This is a genomic window from Pseudomonas sp. GW821-FHT11D10 (assembly GCF_058808435.1).
Genome location: NZ_JBXARR010000002.1, coordinates 515,808 through 535,660, shown reverse-complemented (window position 1 = coordinate 535,660; position 19,853 = coordinate 515,808). Strand labels below are relative to the sequence as shown.

Below are 19,853 nucleotides of genomic sequence, written 5' to 3'. Positions count from 1 at the left end.
AGCGACTCATGGACGGATACGGCAGCCTTTTCGAACGCCTCAACGGCGACGCGGAACTACGCAAGGGCAGGAGCCTCGAGGCTTCTGCCATGGCGTCGGTGGCTGCCCATCTGGCCAAAATGCTCAGCACCCGGGCCGGCAGCGTGCAAACGCTGTCCGACTACGGGTTGCCCGATCTCAATGACATGCGCCTGAGCCTGCACGACTCCCTGAGTCAGGCCCGCCTGGCCATCGAAAGCTTCATCGAAGCCTACGAGCCGCGCCTGAGCAACGTGCGTGTCATTTCCCTGCCGCGTGACCACGATCAGCTTCGCCTGGCCTTCAGCATCGAAGGCCTGCTGGAAGTCGAGGGTTTCAAGCGTCAGGTCAGTTTCGCCGCGCGCCTGGATGGCAGCGGTCAAGTGAAGGTCAACTAAGGAGAACCCCGATGTCTGGCAAACCAGCAGCACGCGTATCCGACCCCACCGCTTGCCCGCTCCCCGGCCACGGCACCAACCCGATCGCCGCCGGTTCCGGCGACGTGTTCTTCGACGGCCTCGCGGCCGCCCGCGAAGGCGATGCCTCCGCGTGTGGTGGTGCGTTGGTCGGCGATCTGGCGACTACGGTTCTGATCAACGGCAAACCGGCCGCCACGGTCGGTTCGGTTGGATCTCATGGCAATAAAGTAACGGCCGGATCCGGGACGGTGATTATCGGCAATTCGCATTCGCCGGCGCCGTTTGTTCCGCCGTTGCCGTTGATTCTTCCTGGTTTTGATGAGCAGTTCGCCCTTACCGACGAGTCTGGCGCCCCGATGGCTGATCGCCGATATCTCATCGTTCGGCAAGATGGGTCGCAGGAAGAGGGTGTTACCAACGCAAAAGGATTCACTCATCGGCTATCTCGCCACGAAAGTGCAGAGACAGTTGAAATCTATGTCGCACAGGGAGATTGATAGATGGGCGCTGACGTCATCAATACTTCAAGTGGTGCTTTTTCGAAAGTCGCAACGATGAGCAGTACCCCAACCAAGGACCTCACGCCTAAGCCTATTGTTGTTGAACAGGGTCTGACGGTATTCCTGGGTGGTGCTGGAATGATCGGCGCTTACAACGCGGATATGGTTGCAGCACTCAAGGAAGCCGGCATTCCCAACGCTGTATTTGGTAACTATTCATCTCTCACGGCAGGGCTGGATAAACATGTCCCAGACATGGTGGACATGCTCAGCGATGCGGCCTCTGTCGTTTTATATAATCAAGATGAAAGTGATCCGGTCATCTTTGAATATGGCGAGCTGCAGAAGTGCACTTATGGTGGTGAGTACATAGAGAAGAAGTATCTCTATGGCTTAATTACGATCAAAAGTAATAGCGTTGTGGAGTGTGCGCCCACCAGCGACATTCTAGCCGTAAAAATTAGTCGCGATGTTTCGAAAATAAAGGCGACGGAATTTCCTCTCGGGTCAATGGAAATTACAAAACCATTACCCAAGGTCGGGCAGTTCAATATAGTCGGATACTCTTGGGGTTCCGTAATCGCAGCTCGAACGGCAATGTATTACGCGCGCTCGGGCGTAAAAGTTGATCACGTTGTCCTCATCGGTGCTCCGATTAATAAAAGCCTGAAGGATGCAGTGAGCAGTCACGAGAATATAGGTAAGGCAATAATCATAAACCTGCAGGACAAGGGCGACCCTATTTACGCCGGCATGACTGACAAGGAGTTGGTGGACTCTGCACTGGAGTTGGGTAAGCAGATGCCTACGGCGGAGGGGCACTTTTACTACTCCGGAGACACGGCTGACGGGAAGGCCAGACGGCGTGAGCTTGCGAAACTCCTTTACTTAAAGGGTCTTCGTTAAATGTTTCGCATTTTCTATTTTTTGATATCAGCTCTTTTGCTGCTGATGTCATTCACCGAGCCCCAGAGTAAATGGTCGGTGGGTGGCGTTGAGTTGTATGGGTATTTTTTTGTTTTTTGTATTGTTGTTTATGTTCCATTGATGGCCGCTGCCTTGCTTTTTTTTGCAAGGTCGTTGGTTGTAATCGTTAAAACAAGAAAGCTGCGAAATGGGGTCATGCCTTTGGTTTCGGCTTTTGCAGGTGCGATCGCCCTCTATGAATTTAACTATTGGGTGTTCAATGTTATTTATTGATTCGAAAAGTATGAGGCTGTCCGGATCCTGTTATTGCGACATTTTTGGCGCACCAGAAGCTCTACGTCAATTATGGGTCGTGCCCCCTCTTCGTTTTGAGGCCCTGCTGTGATGAATTACGCAGTGAAAATCAAGTTGATGATCTTCGTGGCGATAGCCCTTGTTTTTCCATTTTTGGTGTTCGAGGTGTTCGCAGTTTTCAAATTGGGTTTTGCGGAGCCGTATAGTTACGCGTTGTTCGTTCCTTTAGTAATTCTTTCTTTTTTTATTTTGCAGGTTGCTATCGGCTTGAGCGTTGTAAAAGGTTGGGCCTCTAGTGGTATGCCTAAAAACTACGTTTATTTGTTTTTTTGGATTTTTAGCACCGCTTTGCTTTTCGCTCTTCCTAAGGCTTTTGGCAGAGGTGGAGTTTAAATGCAGGGATATCGGGCGGGAGTGGCTGACAGCAAGTCGGGCTGGCATCGTTTGCTGACCTACATCGTTCTGGCGTCTGTCGTCGCAATTCATGGTGCAGGTACTTGGTACGGGAATCTGAACCCGACATGAACATCTACGCCCGCGTTGCCATGAACCTGGCTTTCCATGCCGCTGGATGTGTTGCGTACGCTTTCCTGAACGACGCAGTGGTCGTTGCCTACAAAGCATTCAACGGCGGTTTCACCACCCGTGGCGTGGGCATCGGCATCGCACATTACATGTTCATTTATATTTTTTTCGCGGTGAACGCACTGGCTGCCGTGTTCCCGAACCTATGGGCAAAACTCGGCCTGCTCGCGCTGATGGTTGCCTGGATTCTATTCATGATGGTGCCCGACAACCCGTTGCGGGCGCTGTTCTACACCGTGGCTCAGGGCGGAGTGACGTTGCTGGCGATTCTGGCCACGCAGGTCATTGAGCTGCGCCTGGAAAAGCGCGCGTTGATGCGGCAGGCATTGCCTGCGATTGCTTCGCAGGACGTGGTTTCGAAGATGAGGGCCTGCCCGTGATCGGTGTATCGAACGAGATGCCCATCCTCAGCCGCGCGCAGCTGAGTTTTTTCATGGGTGCCTTGTGGACGCCATTCTTGGCCATGCTGGCGTTTTCATCCTATGGCCTCATCCCTTTCTACGCGCTGCCCTGGATGCTTTATGGCTTGTGTAGCCTGGTCGGCGGGCCGTTCGACGATGCTTTCATGGCCTACGGCTGGATCCTGCTCGTGCCGTGTCTCCTGATCGCCGGTTACGTCTGCGCCGGCGTGACGGTTGCGCTCTACAGGATATTTTTTTGATGAGTTCCACTACCAGGCAGGTAACCCGTGTCCTTTAACCACTACTACCAAAGCGAACTCACCGCACTGCGCCAACTGGGTCGCCGTTTCGCCGAGCGTAGTCCGGCGTTGGCGCCGTTCCTGGGGCAGGCCGGGCGGGATCCGGATGTGGAGCGGTTGCTGGAAGGCTTTGCGTTTCTGACCGGACGGCTGCGCCAGAAGCTCGATGACGAGCTGCCAGAGCTCAGCCATTCCCTGATGCAGTTGCTGTGGCCGAACTACATGCGTCCGCTGCCGGCGTTCAGCATTCTGCAGTTCGATCCGCTCAAGCGTTCGGGGCCGGCGCTGAAGGTCGAGCGCGATACGCCGATCGAGAGCGTGCCGATCGAAGATGTGCGCTGCCGCTTCCGCACCTGCTACCCGACCGAAGTCATGGCGCTGGATCTGGCCGCGCTGAACTACTCGGTGAAGGGCGACGGTTCGCTGCTCAGCCTGCGCCTGGAGATGAGTGCCGACGGCCACCTCGGCGAGCTGGAACTGAGCAAGCTGCGCCTGCACTTTGCCGGCGAGCGCTACATCAGCCAGATGCTCTACCTGAGCCTGCTGCGCAACCTCGACGGCATCGAACTGATCCCGCTCGACGGCGCCGGCAAGCCGATCGATGGCGTGAGCGGCAAGCCGATGGCGTTCAAGATTCTGGGCGACCGCGTGAAGCCAGTGGGCTTTGCCGAAGAAGAAGCGTTGATCCCGTATCCGCTGAACACCTTCCGGGGCTATCGCTACCTGCAGGAATACTTCGCCTTCCAGGACAAGTTCCTGTTCGTCGATGTCCACGGCCTGGACATTCTCAAGGCGCTGCCGGAAGACACCCTCAAGCAGATGCGTGGCCTGGAATTGCGCTTCGATATCCGCAAGAGCGGCATCATGCGCATGCGTCCGACGACGGATAACGTGAAGCTGTTCTGCACACCGATCGTCAACCTGTTCAAGCACGACGCACTGCCGATCCGCCTCGACGGCAAGCAGGACGAATACCTGCTGCTGCCAGCGGAATTCGATCTCGAAAACTGCGGTGTGTTCTCGGTGGAAACTGTGACTGGCTGGAAGCCCGGCGGTCTCGGTTATCAGGAATACGTGCCGTTCGAATCCTTCGAGCACGACCCTAGTTTCGACGTGCCCAATAGCCGTCCGCATTACAGCATCCGCCAGCGCTCGTCGCTGCTGCACGACGGTCTCGACACCTACCTGAGCTTCGGCATCCGTCATACCGAAGCACACGAAACCCTGTCGATCGAGCTGGTCTGCACCAACCAGAACCTGCCGCGCAAACTCAAGCTCGGGCAGATCTGCATGGCCTGCGAAGAGACCCCGGAGTTTCTGAGTTTCCGCAACATCACCCCGGCCACTTCCAGTTTCGCGCCGCCGCTGAACCGTGACTTCCTGTGGAAGCTGATCAGCAACATGTCGCTTAACTATCTGTCGCTGGCCGACGTCAATGCACTGAAGGTGATTCTCGAAACCTACGACCTGCCGCGCTACTACGACCAGCACGCGGAGAAGGTCAGCAAACGCCTGCTCGGCGGACTGAAACTGATCAAACATCACCACGTGGACCGGTTGCACCGTGGTCTGCCGGTGCGCGGTTTGCGCACCGAACTGACCATCGACCCGGAAGGGTATATCGGTGAAGGCGACCTGTTCGTCTTCGCCTCGGTTCTCAACGAGTTTTTCGCGCTTTACGCCAGTCTCAATTCATTCCACGAGCTGCGGGTAAAAAGCACACAGGGAGAGGTGTACCAATGGACACCACGTATGGGCCTGCAGCCCCTGCTTTAAGCGGGCTGACGAAGGTAATACGCGAGTACTCGCTGTTTCAGGCCGTGCTGCTGGTGATCGACCGGCTGCGCGATGCGCACCCGTACCTGAGCGAAGACGACCTGTACGACCAGCTGGAATTCCAGGCCAATCCGAGCCTCGGATTTCCGCGCAGCGATGTCGATCGTGTGGAGTTTTTCGAAGAACACGGGCAGATGCGCGCGCGTCTGCGCTTCAACCTGATCGGCCTGGTCGGTTCCGGCTCGCCGCTGCCTGCGTTCTATGGCGAGCAAGCCCTGGGCGACAGCGAAGACGGTAACCCGACGCGCAACTTCCTCGACCTGTTCCACCATCGCCTGCAACGGCTGATGCTGCCGATCTGGCGCAAGTATCGCTATCGCGCGAGCTTCCAGAGTGGCGCGGTCGACCCGTTCTCGTCGCAGCTGTTCGCCCTGATCGGCCTCGGTGGCGACGAGATCCGCAAGGCCAAGGAACTGAACTGGAAACGCCTGCTGCCGTACCTCGGCCTGCTCAGCTTGCGGGCGCACTCGGCGGCGCTGATCGAAGCGGTGCTGCGTTACTACTTCAAGCACGAAGACCTGGTCATCGAGCAGTGCATCGAGCGCCGCGTGGAGATCCTCGAAGAACAGCGCAACCGCCTCGGCTTCGCCAACAGCGTGCTGGGTGAAGACCTGGTGCTGGGCGAACACGTGCGCGACCGCAGCGGCAAGTTCCGCATTCACATCACCGAACTCGACTGGGAGCGATTCCACGAATTCCTGCCCATCGGTTTCGGTTACCAGCCGCTCTGCGCGCTGGTGCGGTTCACCTTGCGTGACCCGCTCGATTACGACATTCGCCTGGTGCTGCGTCCGGAAGAAATCCGCGAACTGCGCATTGGCGAGAAGAACGACTGTCGCCTGGGGTGGACCAGTTGGCTGGGCTGCGAAAAAGCAGACGGCGTGGTGACCCTGGGCAGCAAAATTCATTAAGGACGTGAGCCATGATCAACGTAGACCTGCAACAACTCATCCAGGCGCTGGACGCCGAAACCCGTCGCGATCTGGAGCGTTCGGCCGAGCGCTGCGTGGCCCGTGGCGGCAGCAAGATTCTGGTCGAAGACTTGCTGCTCGGCCTGCTGGAGCGCCCGAACGGTTTGCTCTCCCGCGCGCTGCAGGATGCCGACGTTGACGCTGGCGAACTGAGCGCCGCCCTGCAATCGCGGGTCGAGCACAGCGCTTCGCGCAATCCGGTGTTCGCCCCGGAACTGGTGCAGTGGCTGCAAGACGCACTGCTGGTGGCCAATCTTGAACTGGGCCAGACCTCGGTCGAAGACGCGGCGCTGATCCTCGCGCTGCTGCGCAACCCGATGCGCTACGCCGGCAGCCGCTACCAGCCGTTGCTCGCCAAACTGAACATCGATCGCCTGAAGGAATTTGCGCTGTCGCAACAGCCTCAGGCAGCGGCCAACGGCAAACCGGCCGCCCAGGGCGAATCGCTGCTGGAGCGCTTCACTCACAACCTGACTCAACAGGCCCGCGACGGCAAACTCGACCCGGTGCTGTGCCGTGATGGCGCGATCCGCCAGATGGTCGACATCCTCGCCCGCCGCCGCAAAAACAACCCGATCGTGGTCGGTGAAGCCGGTGTCGGTAAAACCGCCATCGTCGAAGGCCTGGCCTCGCGCATCGCTGCCGGTGAAGTGCCGCAGGTGCTCAAGGGTGTCGAGTTGCTGTCGCTGGACATGGGCCTGTTGCAGGCCGGCGCCAGCGTCAAAGGTGAATTCGAGCGTCGTCTGAAAGGCGTGATCGACGAGGTCAAAGCCTCGCCGAAGCCGATCATTCTGTTCATCGACGAAGCCCACACCCTGATCGGCGCGGGTGGCAATGCCGGCGGTTCCGACGCGGCCAACCTGCTGAAGCCGGCGCTGGCTCGCGGTGAGCTGCGCACCATCGCTGCGACCACCTGGGCCGAGTACAAGAAATACTTCGAGAAAGACCCGGCGCTGGCCCGTCGTTTCCAGCCGGTTCAACTGCACGAACCGACCGTGAGCGAAGCGGTGACCATCCTGCGTGGTCTGGCTCAGGTCTACGAAAAGAGCCACGGCATCTACCTGCGCGATGACGCGGTGGTTTCGGCAGCGGAACTGTCCGCCCGTTACCTGGCCGGTCGGCAACTGCCGGACAAGGCTGTCGACGTGCTCGACACCGCGTGCGCCCGCGTTCGCATCAGCCTCGCTGCTGCCCCGGAAAGCCTGGAACGCCTGCGCGGCGAACTGGCTGAAGGTGGCCGTCAGCGTCAGGCCCTGCGCCGCGATGCCGAAGCCGGTCTGCTGATCGACCACGAAGCGCTGGAGGCACTGGAAGCGCGTCTGGACGAAGCCGAGGCGGAAATGGTCGCACTGGAAACCCTGTGGACCGAGCAGAAGCAACTGGCCGAGCGCCTGCTGGAACTGCGTCAGCAACTGGCCAAGGCCCGTGAAGCCGCTGCGGTCGAGCCGGTGGTCACCGTTGAAGAAGACGCCGAAGGCACCGTGATCGAAACCCACGCCGCCGAAGTCGACGAAACCCTCAGCGTCGAAGCGCTGGAAGCGCAACTCAACGAAACCCACAGCGCCCTGACCGCCGCTCAGGTCAAGGAGCGTCTGGTCAGCTTCGAAGTCTGCCCGCGTCTGGTGGCCGAAGTGATCAGCGCCTGGACCGGCGTGCCGCTGGCGCAACTGGCCCGCGAACACAACGCCAAGGTCGCGAGCTTCGCCACCGACCTGCGCACCCGCATCCGTGGTCAGGAACAAGCCGTGCACGCACTGGATCGCTCGATGCGCGCCACCGCTGCCGGCCTGAACAAGCCTGACGCACCGGTCGGCGTGTTCCTGCTGGTGGGCCCGAGCGGCGTCGGCAAGACCGAAACCGCACTGGCGCTCGCCGACCTGCTGTACGGCGGCGACCGTTTCATCACCACCATCAACATGTCCGAGTTCCAGGAGAAGCACACCGTTTCCCGCCTGATCGGTGCACCCCCAGGCTACGTCGGTTACGGCGAGGGCGGCATGCTCACCGAAGCCGTGCGGCAGAAGCCGTACTCGGTGGTATTGCTCGATGAAGTCGAGAAGGCCGACCCGGACGTGCTCAACCTGTTCTACCAAATCTTCGACAAAGGCGTGGCCAACGACGGTGAGGGTCGCGAGATCGACTTCCGCAATACGTTGATCCTGATGACCTCGAACCTGGGCAGCGACAAGATCAGCGACCTCTGCGAAGACGGCGCGCGTCCGACCGCCGATGTGCTGGAAGAAACCATTCGCCCGGTGCTCAGCAAACACTTCAAACCGGCGCTGCTGGCGCGGATGAAAGTGGTGCCGTACTACCCGGTCGGTGGCCCGGTGCTGCGCGAGCTGATCGAGATCAAACTCGGTCGTCTGGGCGAGCGCCTGAACCGTCGTCAGCTGGACTTCAGCTGGTGCCAGAACCTTGTCGATCACCTGTCCGAGCGTTGCACTCAAAGCGAAAGCGGTGCGCGCCTGATCGACCACTTGCTCGACCAGCACGTGCTGCCGCTGGTGGCCGACCGTTTGCTCGACGCCATGGCCACCGGTGAAAGCCTCAAGCGCGTGCATGCGACGCTCGACGGTGAAGCCAGCGTGACTTGCGAGTTCGCCTGAGGTGAGTGTGATGTTCACTCAAGTGCCGCAGCCACTGCTCTATGCCGAAGCCTTGCTGGCGCAGTTCGCCAGCCTGTCGCGGGCGGCGGATGGTGCTGCGCTGCTGGGTGACTTCGTGCGCGGTCTGGCCGGGCTGAGCGGTTGCGAACTGACGCAACTGTATTTGCTGGATGCCACGCACACGTCGCTGGGGATGAACGCCGAATGCCTCGACGGTGTGCTGCAACCGCGCAGCGCGGCGAGCCTGCCGGCGGATTACAACGGCGAGCAACTGTTGCAGTTCGCCCTGTGCCAGAACCGTGTGGTGTGCTTCGACGACCTGGGCGGCAGCCTGCAAGAAACCAGCTTTCTGCCGGCATCGTCCACGCCGTGGCAGTCGCTGTTGTGCGTGCCGCTGGTTAATCAGCAGAAGGCTGTCGAAGGCCTGTTGCTGTGCGCCAGCCGTCGTCACATCAACCTGCAAGGGTTTGCCGATTCCCTCGGTCAGCTCGGCTCGTTCGTGCTCGGACAGTTGCACTTGCTGCAACGTCTGCGCCAGCCCGTAGATGCGGCGGCGCCGGTCGTGCGCAGTCTGCCGAGTGCCAGCGGCTACGGCCTGATCGGCAAGAGCGCGGCGATGCGCCAGACTTACTCGCTGATCAGCAAAGTCCTGCACAGCCCGTACACCGTGCTGTTGCGTGGCGAGACCGGCACCGGCAAGGAAGTGGTCGCGCGGGCGATCCACGATTGCGGCCCGCGCCGGTCACAGGCGTTCATCGTGCAGAACTGCGCGGCGTTCCCGGAAAACCTGCTGGAAAGCGAGCTGTTCGGCTATCGCAAAGGCGCGTTCACTGGCGCCGATCGCGACCGCGCCGGGCTGTTCGATGCGGCTAATGGCGGCACCCTGTTGCTCGATGAAATCGGTGACATGCCGCTGTCGCTGCAAGCCAAATTGCTGCGCGTGTTGCAGGAAGGCGAGATCCGTCCGCTAGGTTCCAACGACACCCACAAGATCGATGTGCGCATCATCGCCGCGACGCACCGCGATCTGTCGGTGCTCGTCAGTGAAGGCAAATTCCGCGAAGACCTGTACTACCGCCTCGCGCAATTCCCGATCGAGTTGCCGGCCCTGCGCCAGCGCGAAGGCGACATCCTCGACCTGGCCAAACACTTCGCCGACAAGGCCTGCACCTTCCTGCAACGCGATCCGGTGCGCTGGTCGGACGCGGCGCTGGAACACCTGTCCGGTTACACCTTCCCCGGCAACGTGCGTGAACTCAAAGGCCTGGTCGAGCGTGCGGTGCTGTTGTGCGAGGGCGGCGAGTTGCTGGCCGAGCATTTTTCGCTGCGCCTGGAATCGGCGCCGGCACCGGAAGACCACTGCGGCCTCAATCTGCGCGAACGACTGGAAGCGGTCGAACGCAATCTGCTGCTCGATTGCCTGCGCAAGAACGACGGCAACCAGACGCTCGCCGCCCGGGAACTGGGCCTGCCGCGACGCACGCTGCTGTACCGGCTCGGCCGCTTGAACATCAATCTGGGTGATTTCGATGGGTAGGCGAAAGTCCGTCGGCTTCACCTCGAACACCTATTTCAGCGCCGCCCGCAAGGGTCGGCGCTTTGTGCTTTGTCTACACCTGGAGACCCTCTGATGTCTGTTCGTCACTGGCACGCTGTCCTGCTGACCCTCGTCGTTCTATGCGGCCTCGGCGGCTGCAGCGGCAATTACAAATTCAACGATAACGATTACCGCCCGTTGGGTGATCCGCAGGCGGTCAATCGCGGCAAGTGACCGCAAGGAGCATCAAACATGGAATTGGTTTTCGAAATGCTGAACACCAAACAGTTCGTGCCCACCGAGCTGTGCCAGCGGACCTTCAAACAGGCCGGCGGCGTGATCGGGCGGGGCGAGGACTGCGACTGGATCATCCCTGACCGCAAGCGTCACTTGTCCAATCACCACGCGATTGTCAGCTATCGCGAGGGCACGTTCTTCCTGACCGACACCAGCAGCAACGGTGTTCAGGACGGCGACAGCGGCGCACGCCTGCACAAGGGCGAACCGGTGCGCATCGAGCACGGCAGCACCTACGTGCTGGGCGACTTCGAGATCCGTGCGCGACTGGTGCGCGACCCGGCGACCTTCGACGGTGAAGTCGGCCTGCCACGTGCCGCCGGCAGCATCATTCCGGACGACGCGTTCCTCGACCTCGATCCGCTGAAGTCGTTGGAGCAGCAAGAGCGCGTGTACTCGGAATTCGAGGAAATGCTCGCACCGGTTACCGACCCTGAAGACTCCCGTCAGCGCGCCGACTACGCGCGCATCGACATGGAAAGCCTGATGGTGCCGGAGCTGATCGTCGAGCCCACGCCTGAGCCAGCGCCGGCACCGAAAGCGGTCGAGCGTCAGAGCGAAACCTTCTGGGATAAATTCGGCGCGGCTCTCGGCGTGAACGTGAAGAACCTCAGCCACGACGAGCGTGAAGCCCTCGCGCTGAACGCTGCACGTCTGCTGCGCCAGAGCGTCGGCGGCCTGCAACAGAGCCTGCGCACCCGCTCCGAGCTGAAGAACGAACTGCGTCTGGCCCAGACCACCGTGCAAGGCACCAACAAGAATCCGCTGAAATTCGCCGTCGACCCGAGCGAAGCGCTGGACATCCTGTTGCAGCCGAACAAGCCGGGCCACTTGCCGGCCGAGCAGGCGATCTCCCGCGCGTTCCGCGACTTGCAGGCGCATCAGGTGGCGCTGCTGACCGCCAGCCGCGCGGCGGTGCGCGGCACTCTGGAGCACTTCTCGCCGGAACAACTGACCCTGCGTTTCGAGCGTGACAACAAACCGTTGCTCGCCACCGCCGGCGGCCGCTGGAGAGCGTTCAACCGTTACCACCATGCGCTGCGTCAGGACGACGACTGGAGCGAGCGCCTGCTGGCCCGCGACTTCGCCCAGGCCTACGAAGAACAGATCCGCCTGATCTCCACCCTCCACACCGACCACCAAGGATGATGCGCATGTCTCGCCGCTCGACCGCTTTTTTCAAGACGCTGACCGCGCTCACCCTGTTGGTGCTGCTCGCCGGTTGCTCGTCGCTGTCGCCGTACTCGAAAGTGACCAAGATCAACCTGAAGCTGACCGGCAGCGATCAGTTGAACCCGGACCTCAACGGTCGTCCGTCGCCGATCGTGGTGCGCCTGTTCGAACTCAAGCACCCGGTGACGTTCGAGAACGCCGATTTCTTCAGCCTCTACGAGCGCGCCAAGGAATCCCTCAACCCGGATCTGGTGGCCAGCGAAGAACTCGAACTGCGCCCGGGTGAAACCGTGGAGCTGAAACTCAGCGTGGAGGAGGGCAGCCGCTTCATCGGCATCCTCGCCGCATACCGCGACCTGCCGGAAACCAAATGGCGCCACACGTTCCCGATCACGCCGCTGGAAGTCACCGGAGCCGATCTGACCCTGGATCAGGCCGGTATCCGCAAGACCAACGAAGTGCTCGCCAAGGCGGATGACTGATCATGAATACCCATAAAGTCATCTGGCAGGAAGGCATGCTGCTGCGCCCGCAGCACTTCCAGCACAACGACCGCTACTACGATCACCAGATGAAGACCCGCACCCAGTTGCTGGGCGGCTACACCTGGGGTTTCCTGAACCTTGAGATCGACTTGCAGTTCCTCAACATGGGCAAACTGGTGATCAGTGAAGCCTCGGGGATCCTGCCGGACGGCAGCCTGTTCGAACTCGGCGGCAACACCGAACCGTTGGCGCTGGACGTGCCGCCGAACACCGGCAACATGCCGATCTACCTGGCACTGCCGCTGGTCACCGGTAACCACATCGAGGCCCGCCGTCCGGAGCAGTCCGATGTGCTGGCGCGCTACACCGCGTATGACGCCGAAGTCGCCGACTCCAACGCCGGTGATGATTCCGCCAGCCAGGTCAGCTGCGGTCGCCCGGACTTCAAACTGTTGCTCGGCGAGCAGCAGAGCGACCAGGCCTACGTGAAGCTGAAGATCTGCGACGTGCTCGACACCACGCCGGACGGCGTGATCAGCCTCGACCCGGATTTCGTGCCGACCTACATTCAGGCCCACGCCTCCAGCTACCTGCTGTCGTGCCTGAAAGAAGTGATCAGCATGCTCGGTCACCGGGGCGACACCATTGCCGAGCGCATTCGTTCGAACGGCAAGGTCGGTGGCGCGGAAATCGGTGACTTCATGATGCTGCAACTGATCAACCGCACCGAACTGCTGCTGCGCCACTATCTGGGCCTGGAGCAGGTTCATCCGGAGGAGTTGTACCGCACGCTGCTGACCATGCTCGGTGATCTGGCGACCTTCTCCAGCGACAGCAAACGCCCGCGTCTGGACAGTCGTTACTCCCACGCCGACCAGGGTGCGAGCTTCCGCAAACTGATGGAGTCGATCCGTCAGGTGCTGTCGATGGTGCTGGAGCAACACGCCATCGAACTGATCCTGCAAGCGCGTCAGTACGGGATCATCGTGTCGCCGCTGCACGACCACAAACTGCTGGGCTCGGCGTCGTTCGTGCTGGCAGCCAGTGCCAACTGCGACTCCGAAGAACTGCGCAACCGCTTGCCTGCGCACCTCAAGGTCGGCCCGGTGGAGCGCATCCGCCAACTGGTCAACCTGCACCTGCCGGGGATCAAGGTCAAACCGTTGCCGGTGGCCCCGCGGCAGATCGCGTTCCACTCGAACAAAACCTATTTCATCCTCGAACTCAGTTCCGAAGACCTGGCACAACTCGAGCGCTCCGGCGGCTTCGCGTTCCACGTGTCCGGCGAATTTGCCGAGCTTGAACTGAAATTCTGGGCCATCAGGAACTGACCGACATGATCAAGGACATGGAACACAACCAGGACGACAAAACCGTCCTGCTCGACCGTCAGGGCCATGGCCCGGCGGCGAGTCCGCTGACCGACTTCGCTGCGCCACCGCGCTTCGAACAACTGGAAGAACGGATGATCTACGCCGCGCGCTTGCGCCCGGCGGAAGCCTTCAACATCAGCCTCAATTCGCTGGTGGCGGCGTCGTCCGAACTGCTGTCGGAAGTGGTGCGCCTCAAGCACAGCGAAACTCGCGAAGACCTCTACGCGCTCAACGAGCGCCTGACCGCCGGGCTCAAGCTGTTTGAAGTGCGCGCCCTGCACAACGGCGCCGAAAGCAGCCAGGTGATGGCTGCCCGTTACGTGCTCTGCACCGTGGTCGACGAAGCCGTCGTGACCACGCCTTGGGGCAACGAAAGCGAGTGGTCGCAGATGAGCCTGCTCAGCAGCTTCCACAACGAAACCTTCGGTGGCGAGAAGTTCTTCCAGCTGCTCGATCGGCTGTCGAAAAACCCGGTCAAGCACCTGCCGATGCTGGAGCTGATGTACCTGTGCCTGTCTCTCGGTTTCGAGGGCAAGTACCGCGTGCAGGCGCGCGGCATGCTGGAACTCGAAGGCATCCGCGACGCCCTGTACCGGCAGATCCGTCAGTTGCGTGGCGACGTGCCGCGCGAATTGTCGCCGCAGTGGGAAGGCCTCAACGATCAGCGCCGCAACCTGGTGCGCATCGTGCCGGCGTGGATGGTGGTGCTGTTCACCTTCGTCTGCCTGGTGATGATGTATTCGGGCTTCGCCTGGGTCTTGGGCGAGCAGCGCGACACCGTTCTGCAACCTTATCAGCCGCTTGATCCGGCCGCGGTCCAGCCGCAGTCGCAGCCGTAAACAGGGACGTGTGATGAAAAAGTTTTTCAAGAAAGTCGGCGCCTTCCTGCGCCAGACCTGGGTCTGGACCCTGCTGCTGGTGCTGTTTGTGGCGCTGCTGGTGTGGTTCGTCGGCCCGCTGTTGGCGGTGGATGACTACAAGTTCTGGGAGAGTTCCACCTCGCGCTTGCTGACCATCAGCGTGCTGTTCCTGATCTGGGGCCTGACCATGGTCTTCGTCAGCTGGCGCGCCGGTATCCGCAAGAAAGCCGTCGAAGAAACCGAAGACGGCCAGGACCGTATCCGCCGTGACGAACTGATCGAAGAAGAGCAGAAAGAGTTGAAGGAGCGTTTCAAGGACGCCCTGAAAACCCTCAAGACTTCGAGCCTGTATCGCGGCCGCAGCGAGCGCTGGCGCAGTGACTTGCCTTGGTACTTGCTGATCGGCCCGCAGGCCAGTGGCAAGACCAGCCTGCTGGACTTCTCCGGGCTGGAATTCCCGATCAACAAGATCGACCGCAAGCTGACCCGCGACACCCACGGCACCCGTCATTGCGACTGGTACTTCGCCGATCACGGTGTGCTGATCGATACCGCCGGCCGCTACCTGACCCAACCGGATTCGGAAGTCGACGGCAGCGCCTGGACCACTCTGCTGGAGCTGCTGCGCAAGCGTCGTCGCGGTCGTCCGCTGAACGGCGTGCTGGTGACCATTCCGGTGGAAACCCTCACCAGTGGCAGCGAGCAGGACATCGACACGCTGGCTCGCCAGGTGCGCGCGCGTCTGCAAGACGTCTATCAGAAGCTGCACGTCGACGTGCCGGTGTATCTGGTGCTGAGCAAGGCTGACAAGCTGCTGGGTTTCGACGAATTCTTCGACCAACTGACCCGCGAAGAAAGCGATCAGGTGCTGGGTACCAGTTTCCGCAAGGATCAGGTCGGCACCGACGTGGCTGTATTGCGCGGCGAGTTCGAAGAGCTGCTGCGTCGCCTCAACAGCCAAGTGATCATGCGCATGCACTCCGAGCGCGACACCCAGCGCCGTGGCCGCATCCTCGACTTCCCGCACCAGATGGGCCAGATCGGCGAGCGCCTGTGCCTGTTCGTCGACATGGCGTTCACCGGCAACCGCTACCAGCGTGCGACGCTATTGCGTGGTTTCTACCTGACCAGCGCACCGCACCTGACCCACGAAATGGATTCGACCACCGCCGGCATCGGCGCGAGTCTGGGCATGAGCGCCGGCGTGTTGCCGACACTGCGCAGCGGTCGTTCGCGGTTCATCCACCATTTGCTCAGCCGCGTGATTTTCCCCGAGGCCGATCTGGCCGGTCTGGACAAGCGCGAGCGCAGCCGCATCCATTGGGGCCAGCGTGCGTTGTACGTCGGTGCACTAGGTGCACTGGTACTGTTCGGCATGCTGTGGGCCGGTGGTTTCTCGGCCAACTACGAGCGTCTGGAAAACCTGCGCAACCTGGCGCAGAACTGGACGCAGCAACGCACGGTGCTATCGCCACGCGATGACGCGATGGGCGCGCTGAAAACCCTCGACACCAGCTACGCCGCCACCCAGGTGTTCCCGAACAAGAGCGACGTGTCTTACCACGAGCGTGTCGGTCTGTATCAAGGCCAGCACGTCAGTCCGGTGGTCAAGGAAGCCTACGAGCGCGAGCTTGAAAAGCAACTGCTGCCACGCGTTGCCACCATGCTCGAAGGCCAGATCCGTGCCAACATGAAGGACCGCGAAAAGCTGATCAACAGCCTGCGCGCGTACCTGATGCTGAACATGAAGGATCGTCGTGACGCGGCATGGCTGAAGGATTGGATCGCTACCGACTGGTCCCAGCGCTACAACGGCAACACCGCCGTACAGAACGGTTTGAATACGCATCTGGAGCGTCTGCTGAAGCTGCCGTTTATCTACCCGCTGAACGAGCAACTGGTGACTCAGGCGCGTCAGGTTCTGCGCAGTGAATCGCTGGCAAACGTGGTTTACCGCATGCTCCGCGAGCAGGCGCGCAACCTGCCGGATTACCGTTTCAGCCAACACCTCGGGCCGCAGGGCTCGCTGTTCATTGGCACCGAGTACGTGATCCCGGGCTTCTACACCCAGACCGGTTATCAGCAGTATTTCTCGGTGCAAGGCGCGTCGCTGGTCACCGACATCCTGCGTGACAACTGGGTGCTGGGCGAAGGCGCGGGCATCAGCGACATGGACTTGCGTCGCCTGATGGTCGAGCTGGAGCAACTGTACTTCCGCGACTACGCCAACTACTGGAGCGAGGCCGTTGGCCAGGTGGCATTGCCGCCGATCAGCGATGCCGGTGAAGGCGCCGAGCAACTGGCGGGCCTGACCTCGGCCAACTCGCCGGTGCTGGCGCTGCTGACTGAAGTGCGCGAAAACACCCGATTCCAGGCGGCTCCCGAGCCGGTGGATGAAGCCGGTGACGCTGCCGATGCGCTGGCGGGGCAGAAGGGCAAACTGGGCAAGGTTGGCAAACTCGCCGCTGCGGCAGCGGACAAGGCCTCGGCCCTGAACGTGGCGAAGAACCTGCCGGACACTGCCAAGAAGTCGCTGCAACGTCGCTTTGAGCCGCTGCATAAACTGCTCGACGACAACAACGGCCCGGCCGCTGACCTGACCCCGGCCTTCACCGCGCTCAACGACCTGCAGCTGCAACTGGCGGGCCTCGCCCGTTCCAGCACACCGGAGCAAGCCGCGTTCGAACTGGCCAAGACCCGCATGAGCGGCCAGCGTGATGCGCTGACCAACCTGCGCAATGCGTCGGGTCGTCTGCCGCGTCCGCTGAGCGTGTGGTTCAACGTGCTGGCCGAAGACTCGTGGCGCCTGGTGCTCAACGATGCCTACCAATACCTGAACGGCCGTTATCAGAACGAGCTGTACAGCGTGTATGGCAAAACCATCAACAAGCGTTACCCGTTCAGCGCGTCGAGCACCAGCGACGTGGCGATCAGCGATTTCCGCGAGTTCTTCCGGGCTCAAGGCACCATCGACCGCTTCTTCGACAACTACATGCGTCCGTTCGTCAGCGGTGATCCGGGCAACTACCGGATGCGCAGCATCGACGGTCGCAGCCTGCCGGTGTCCAAGGTCTTCCTCGACCAGATGGCGGCTGCCCTGAACATTCGCCAGAGCTTCTTCTCGATCAACCCGGCCGAGCCGACCGTGCAGTTCAAGCTGGAGCCGTACACCCTCGATCCGGCGGTCAGCCGTTCCGAGTTCAAGTTCGGCGACAAGACCATGGAATACCGCCACGGTCCGATCCTGCCGATGAGCTTCAAGTGGCCGACCGACGCTGAAGACGGTCGCACCAGCCTGGTCATGGACAAGATGGCCGGCCGCCCGATCGGCATCGAGAAGAACTCCGGCCCGTGGTCGCTGTTCCGTCTGTTCGACCTGATGCAGACCGAGTACCTGACCGGTCGCGACGTGCTGGTGCTGAAAGCCGATGTGGGTGGCCTTCGCGCCAACTACCTGCTGACCAGCCAGCGTACGCCGAACCCGTTCGACATGGGCGTGATGCGCACCTTCCGTATGCCGGTGCAGCTCTGATGCTGGTGGCCAGTCCCTGGCGCAGCGCGGCGCGAACCGACCCGGGCAAGGTGCGGTCGCGCAACGAAGATGCCTTCCTCGACACCCCGCAGCATGGGCTGTGGGTGGTCGCGGACGGCATGGGCGGTCATCAGGGTGGCGACATCGCCAGCCAGTTGATCGTCGCCAGCCTGGCTGAACTGCCGCAACACGAGGACTTCGACGAACGCCTCAAAGCCATCCGCCAGTGCCTGCACTGGCTGAACCGGCGCCTGGGGCAGGAGTTGACTGTCACCGCCGGGCGTCACGACAGCATCATGGGCAGCACCGTCGTGGCGCTGCTGGTGGACGGCAATCGCGCGGCCTGCATCTGGGCCGGCGACAGCCGTTGCTACCTGTGGCGCGGGCAGCGGTTGTATCAGCTGTCGAAAGACCATTCGCTGCAGCAGCAACTGATCGACGAGCAACAGATGAGCGTCGAACAGGCTGCGGCGCACCCGGCAGCCCAGGCCTTGACCCGGGCGGTGGGCGCAGCGGAACAACTGACCCTGGATGTGCTGGAGCTCGAGGTCTATCCGGGCGATGTGTTCCTGCTGTGCAGCGATGGTTTGTATCAAGGCCTGAGCAGCGATGCCCTCGGCAATGCCCTCAGCCTGGCGGCGCCGCATGTGGCGCTGGAACGTCTGTTCGACGGCGCCCTGCGTGGCGCCGCTCGCGACAATCTGACTGCCGTGGTGATCCGCCAATGACTGAAATCGAATCCTCAGTCGACGACTTGCTGATGAGCGAAGAGCAGGCCAACAACCTGACTTACTTCGCCTTCGCCAAGCAACATAACGCCGAACCCGCGCTGGCGCCTACACGGGTCAGCGTCGGCGAACTGCCGGATGTTCTGGCAGGCCGTTACCACCTCGAGCGTCTGCTCGGGGCCGGAGGCATGGGTGCGGTTTACCGGGCCCGGGACCTGCTGCACGAACAGTTCGGCGATCCCGATCCTTACATTGCGCTGAAAATTCTCAGCGAAGAATTTGCCGAGTCGCCGGACGCCAGTGCCTTGCTCTACAGCGAGTTCGCCCTGACCCGACGCCTGCGCCACGACAACGTGCTGCGACCTCACACGTTCGAAGTGGACACCGATTGCCAGCGGGCATTCATCACCATGGAACTCATGCGTGGCCTGACCCTGGACAAACTGCTCTGCGAGCGGCCACTGGGCCTGCCGTGGAAAGAACTGCGCGACATCGCGCTGCCGCTGCTCGACGCGCTGGCGTACGCCCACCGTCGCGGCGTGCTGCACGGTGACATGAAACCGAGCAACGTCATGCTCAGCGAAGACGGCGTGCGCCTCTTTGACTTCGGGCTCGGGCAAGCCGAGGAGGGCATCCTGCCCGGCCTGCCGCACCTGAGCCGCGAGCGCTTCAACGCCTGGACCCCGGGCTACGCCGCCCCCGAACTGCTTGAGGGCCAACCGCTGTCGGCCAGCGCGGACGTGTACGGCGTGGCCTGCGTGATCTATGAACTGGCGGGCGGCAAACACCCGTTCCGCCGCTTGCCGTCGACCCAGGCCCGTGACGAACACCTGGATCGCGAACTGCAAGCCCCGGCAAATCTGCCAACACACTGCTGGCCCGCGCTGCGCACCGCGCTGGCCTTTGACGCGGCAGAGCGCAACATTTCTGCCGACCAATTGCGTGACGCCTTGGGCGCCACTTCGTCCTGGTTGCAGCGTTTGCGACTGCGGGCGTAACGGATGACATT

Annotated in this window: 19 protein-coding genes; all 19 read left to right on the top strand. The window is 61.4% G+C overall.

Annotated features, from left to right (window positions below; translation table 11 throughout):
• Positions 1-8: 8 nt before the first annotated feature.
• Positions 9-416, top strand: a complete 408-nt coding sequence (tssE, locus tag AC1RT4_RS08900; RefSeq protein ID WP_007954373.1) for a type VI secretion system baseplate subunit TssE — start codon at positions 9-11, stop codon at positions 414-416.
• Positions 417-427: 11 nt separating this feature from the next.
• The gene (locus AC1RT4_RS08895) at positions 428-934 is read left to right on the top strand and encodes a PAAR domain-containing protein (RefSeq protein ID WP_493085045.1); all 507 of its coding nucleotides are present in this window, start codon (positions 428-430) and stop codon (positions 932-934) included.
• 3 nt (positions 935-937) lie between these two features.
• On the top strand, positions 938-1,843 hold the full coding sequence (locus AC1RT4_RS08890) for a hypothetical protein (RefSeq protein ID WP_493085043.1): 906 nt from the start codon (positions 938-940) through the stop codon (positions 1,841-1,843).
• Positions 1,844-2,137 (top strand): hypothetical protein, encoded by a 294-nt coding sequence (locus AC1RT4_RS08885; RefSeq protein ID WP_493085038.1) that lies wholly within the window; start codon positions 1,844-1,846, stop codon positions 2,135-2,137. It begins immediately after the preceding gene.
• Positions 2,138-2,260: 123 nt separating this feature from the next.
• Positions 2,261-2,551, top strand: coding sequence for a hypothetical protein (locus tag AC1RT4_RS08880; protein WP_493085036.1), 291 nt, complete (start codon positions 2,261-2,263; stop codon positions 2,549-2,551).
• 128 nt (positions 2,552-2,679) lie between these two features.
• Positions 2,680-3,123 (top strand): hypothetical protein, encoded by a 444-nt coding sequence (locus tag AC1RT4_RS08875; RefSeq protein WP_493085034.1) that lies wholly within the window; start codon positions 2,680-2,682, stop codon positions 3,121-3,123.
• On the top strand, positions 3,120-3,404 hold the full coding sequence (locus tag AC1RT4_RS08870) for a hypothetical protein (protein ID WP_493085032.1): 285 nt from the start codon (positions 3,120-3,122) through the stop codon (positions 3,402-3,404). Before AC1RT4_RS08875 ends, AC1RT4_RS08870 begins: the two co-directional genes overlap by 4 nt.
• 27 nt (positions 3,405-3,431) lie before the next feature.
• On the top strand, positions 3,432-5,219 hold the full coding sequence (tssF, locus tag AC1RT4_RS08865) for a type VI secretion system baseplate subunit TssF (protein ID WP_493085030.1): 1,788 nt from the start codon (positions 3,432-3,434) through the stop codon (positions 5,217-5,219).
• Complete coding sequence (tssG, locus tag AC1RT4_RS08860; protein ID WP_007954381.1) at positions 5,183-6,190, top strand: type VI secretion system baseplate subunit TssG; 1,008 nt, start codon at positions 5,183-5,185, stop codon at positions 6,188-6,190. The genes tssF and tssG overlap by 37 nt, the downstream gene beginning before the upstream one ends.
• 11 nt (positions 6,191-6,201) lie before the next feature.
• Positions 6,202-8,859, top strand: a complete 2,658-nt coding sequence (tssH, locus tag AC1RT4_RS08855; protein WP_493085028.1) for a type VI secretion system ATPase TssH — start codon at positions 6,202-6,204, stop codon at positions 8,857-8,859.
• 10 nt (positions 8,860-8,869) lie between these two features.
• A complete protein-coding gene (locus AC1RT4_RS08850; protein WP_493085027.1) occupies positions 8,870-10,396 on the top strand; it encodes a sigma-54 interaction domain-containing protein in 1,527 nt (508 codons plus the stop codon).
• 93 nt (positions 10,397-10,489) lie between these two features.
• Positions 10,490-10,630, top strand: coding sequence for a hypothetical protein (locus tag AC1RT4_RS08845; RefSeq protein ID WP_003229566.1), 141 nt, complete (start codon positions 10,490-10,492; stop codon positions 10,628-10,630).
• A gap of 18 nt (positions 10,631-10,648) precedes the next feature.
• Positions 10,649-11,842 carry a type VI secretion system-associated FHA domain protein TagH gene (tagH, locus tag AC1RT4_RS08840; protein WP_115079714.1) on the top strand — a complete coding sequence of 398 codons (1,194 nt, stop codon included), beginning with the start codon at positions 10,649-10,651 and terminating at the stop codon, positions 11,840-11,842.
• 5 nt (positions 11,843-11,847) lie between these two features.
• On the top strand, positions 11,848-12,348 hold the full coding sequence (gene tssJ / locus AC1RT4_RS08835; protein WP_493085026.1) for a type VI secretion system lipoprotein TssJ: 501 nt from the start codon (positions 11,848-11,850) through the stop codon (positions 12,346-12,348).
• Between the two features lie 2 nt (positions 12,349-12,350).
• Complete coding sequence (tssK, locus tag AC1RT4_RS08830; RefSeq protein WP_011336586.1) at positions 12,351-13,682, top strand: type VI secretion system baseplate subunit TssK; 1,332 nt, start codon at positions 12,351-12,353, stop codon at positions 13,680-13,682.
• A 5-nt stretch (positions 13,683-13,687) separates the two neighbouring features.
• Positions 13,688-14,563, top strand: coding sequence for a type IVB secretion system protein IcmH/DotU (gene icmH / locus AC1RT4_RS08825; RefSeq protein ID WP_007954389.1), 876 nt, complete (start codon positions 13,688-13,690; stop codon positions 14,561-14,563).
• 13 nt (positions 14,564-14,576) lie between these two features.
• Positions 14,577-18,116 (top strand): type VI secretion system membrane subunit TssM, encoded by a 3,540-nt coding sequence (tssM, locus tag AC1RT4_RS08820; protein WP_493085025.1) that lies wholly within the window; start codon positions 14,577-14,579, stop codon positions 18,114-18,116.
• Positions 18,116-18,844, top strand: a complete 729-nt coding sequence (locus tag AC1RT4_RS08815) for a PP2C family protein-serine/threonine phosphatase (protein WP_007954391.1) — start codon at positions 18,116-18,118, stop codon at positions 18,842-18,844. Before tssM ends, AC1RT4_RS08815 begins: the two co-directional genes overlap by 1 nt.
• Positions 18,841-19,842 carry a serine/threonine-protein kinase gene (locus tag AC1RT4_RS08810; protein WP_493085023.1) on the top strand — a complete coding sequence of 334 codons (1,002 nt, stop codon included), beginning with the start codon at positions 18,841-18,843 and terminating at the stop codon, positions 19,840-19,842. The genes AC1RT4_RS08815 and AC1RT4_RS08810 overlap by 4 nt, the downstream gene beginning before the upstream one ends.
• Positions 19,843-19,853 lie beyond the last annotated feature (11 nt).

Coding starts and splice junctions, on each gene's coding strand:
- tssE (WP_007954373.1), top strand. CDS start 9: ATGGACGGATACGGCAGCCTTTTCGAACGCCTCAACGGCGACGCGGAA.
- AC1RT4_RS08895 (WP_493085045.1), top strand. CDS start 428: ATGTCTGGCAAACCAGCAGCACGCGTATCCGACCCCACCGCTTGCCCG.
- AC1RT4_RS08890 (WP_493085043.1), top strand. CDS start 938: ATGGGCGCTGACGTCATCAATACTTCAAGTGGTGCTTTTTCGAAAGTC.
- AC1RT4_RS08885 (WP_493085038.1), top strand. CDS start 1,844: ATGTTTCGCATTTTCTATTTTTTGATATCAGCTCTTTTGCTGCTGATG.
- AC1RT4_RS08875 (WP_493085034.1), top strand. CDS start 2,680: ATGAACATCTACGCCCGCGTTGCCATGAACCTGGCTTTCCATGCCGCT.
- tssG (WP_007954381.1), top strand. CDS start 5,183: ATGGACACCACGTATGGGCCTGCAGCCCCTGCTTTAAGCGGGCTGACG.
- tssH (WP_493085028.1), top strand. CDS start 6,202: ATGATCAACGTAGACCTGCAACAACTCATCCAGGCGCTGGACGCCGAA.
- AC1RT4_RS08850 (WP_493085027.1), top strand. CDS start 8,870: ATGTTCACTCAAGTGCCGCAGCCACTGCTCTATGCCGAAGCCTTGCTG.
- AC1RT4_RS08845 (WP_003229566.1), top strand. CDS start 10,490: ATGTCTGTTCGTCACTGGCACGCTGTCCTGCTGACCCTCGTCGTTCTA.
- tagH (WP_115079714.1), top strand. CDS start 10,649: ATGGAATTGGTTTTCGAAATGCTGAACACCAAACAGTTCGTGCCCACC.
- tssJ (WP_493085026.1), top strand. CDS start 11,848: ATGTCTCGCCGCTCGACCGCTTTTTTCAAGACGCTGACCGCGCTCACC.
- tssK (WP_011336586.1), top strand. CDS start 12,351: ATGAATACCCATAAAGTCATCTGGCAGGAAGGCATGCTGCTGCGCCCG.
- icmH (WP_007954389.1), top strand. CDS start 13,688: ATGATCAAGGACATGGAACACAACCAGGACGACAAAACCGTCCTGCTC.
- tssM (WP_493085025.1), top strand. CDS start 14,577: ATGAAAAAGTTTTTCAAGAAAGTCGGCGCCTTCCTGCGCCAGACCTGG.
- AC1RT4_RS08815 (WP_007954391.1), top strand. CDS start 18,116: ATGCTGGTGGCCAGTCCCTGGCGCAGCGCGGCGCGAACCGACCCGGGC.
- AC1RT4_RS08810 (WP_493085023.1), top strand. CDS start 18,841: ATGACTGAAATCGAATCCTCAGTCGACGACTTGCTGATGAGCGAAGAG.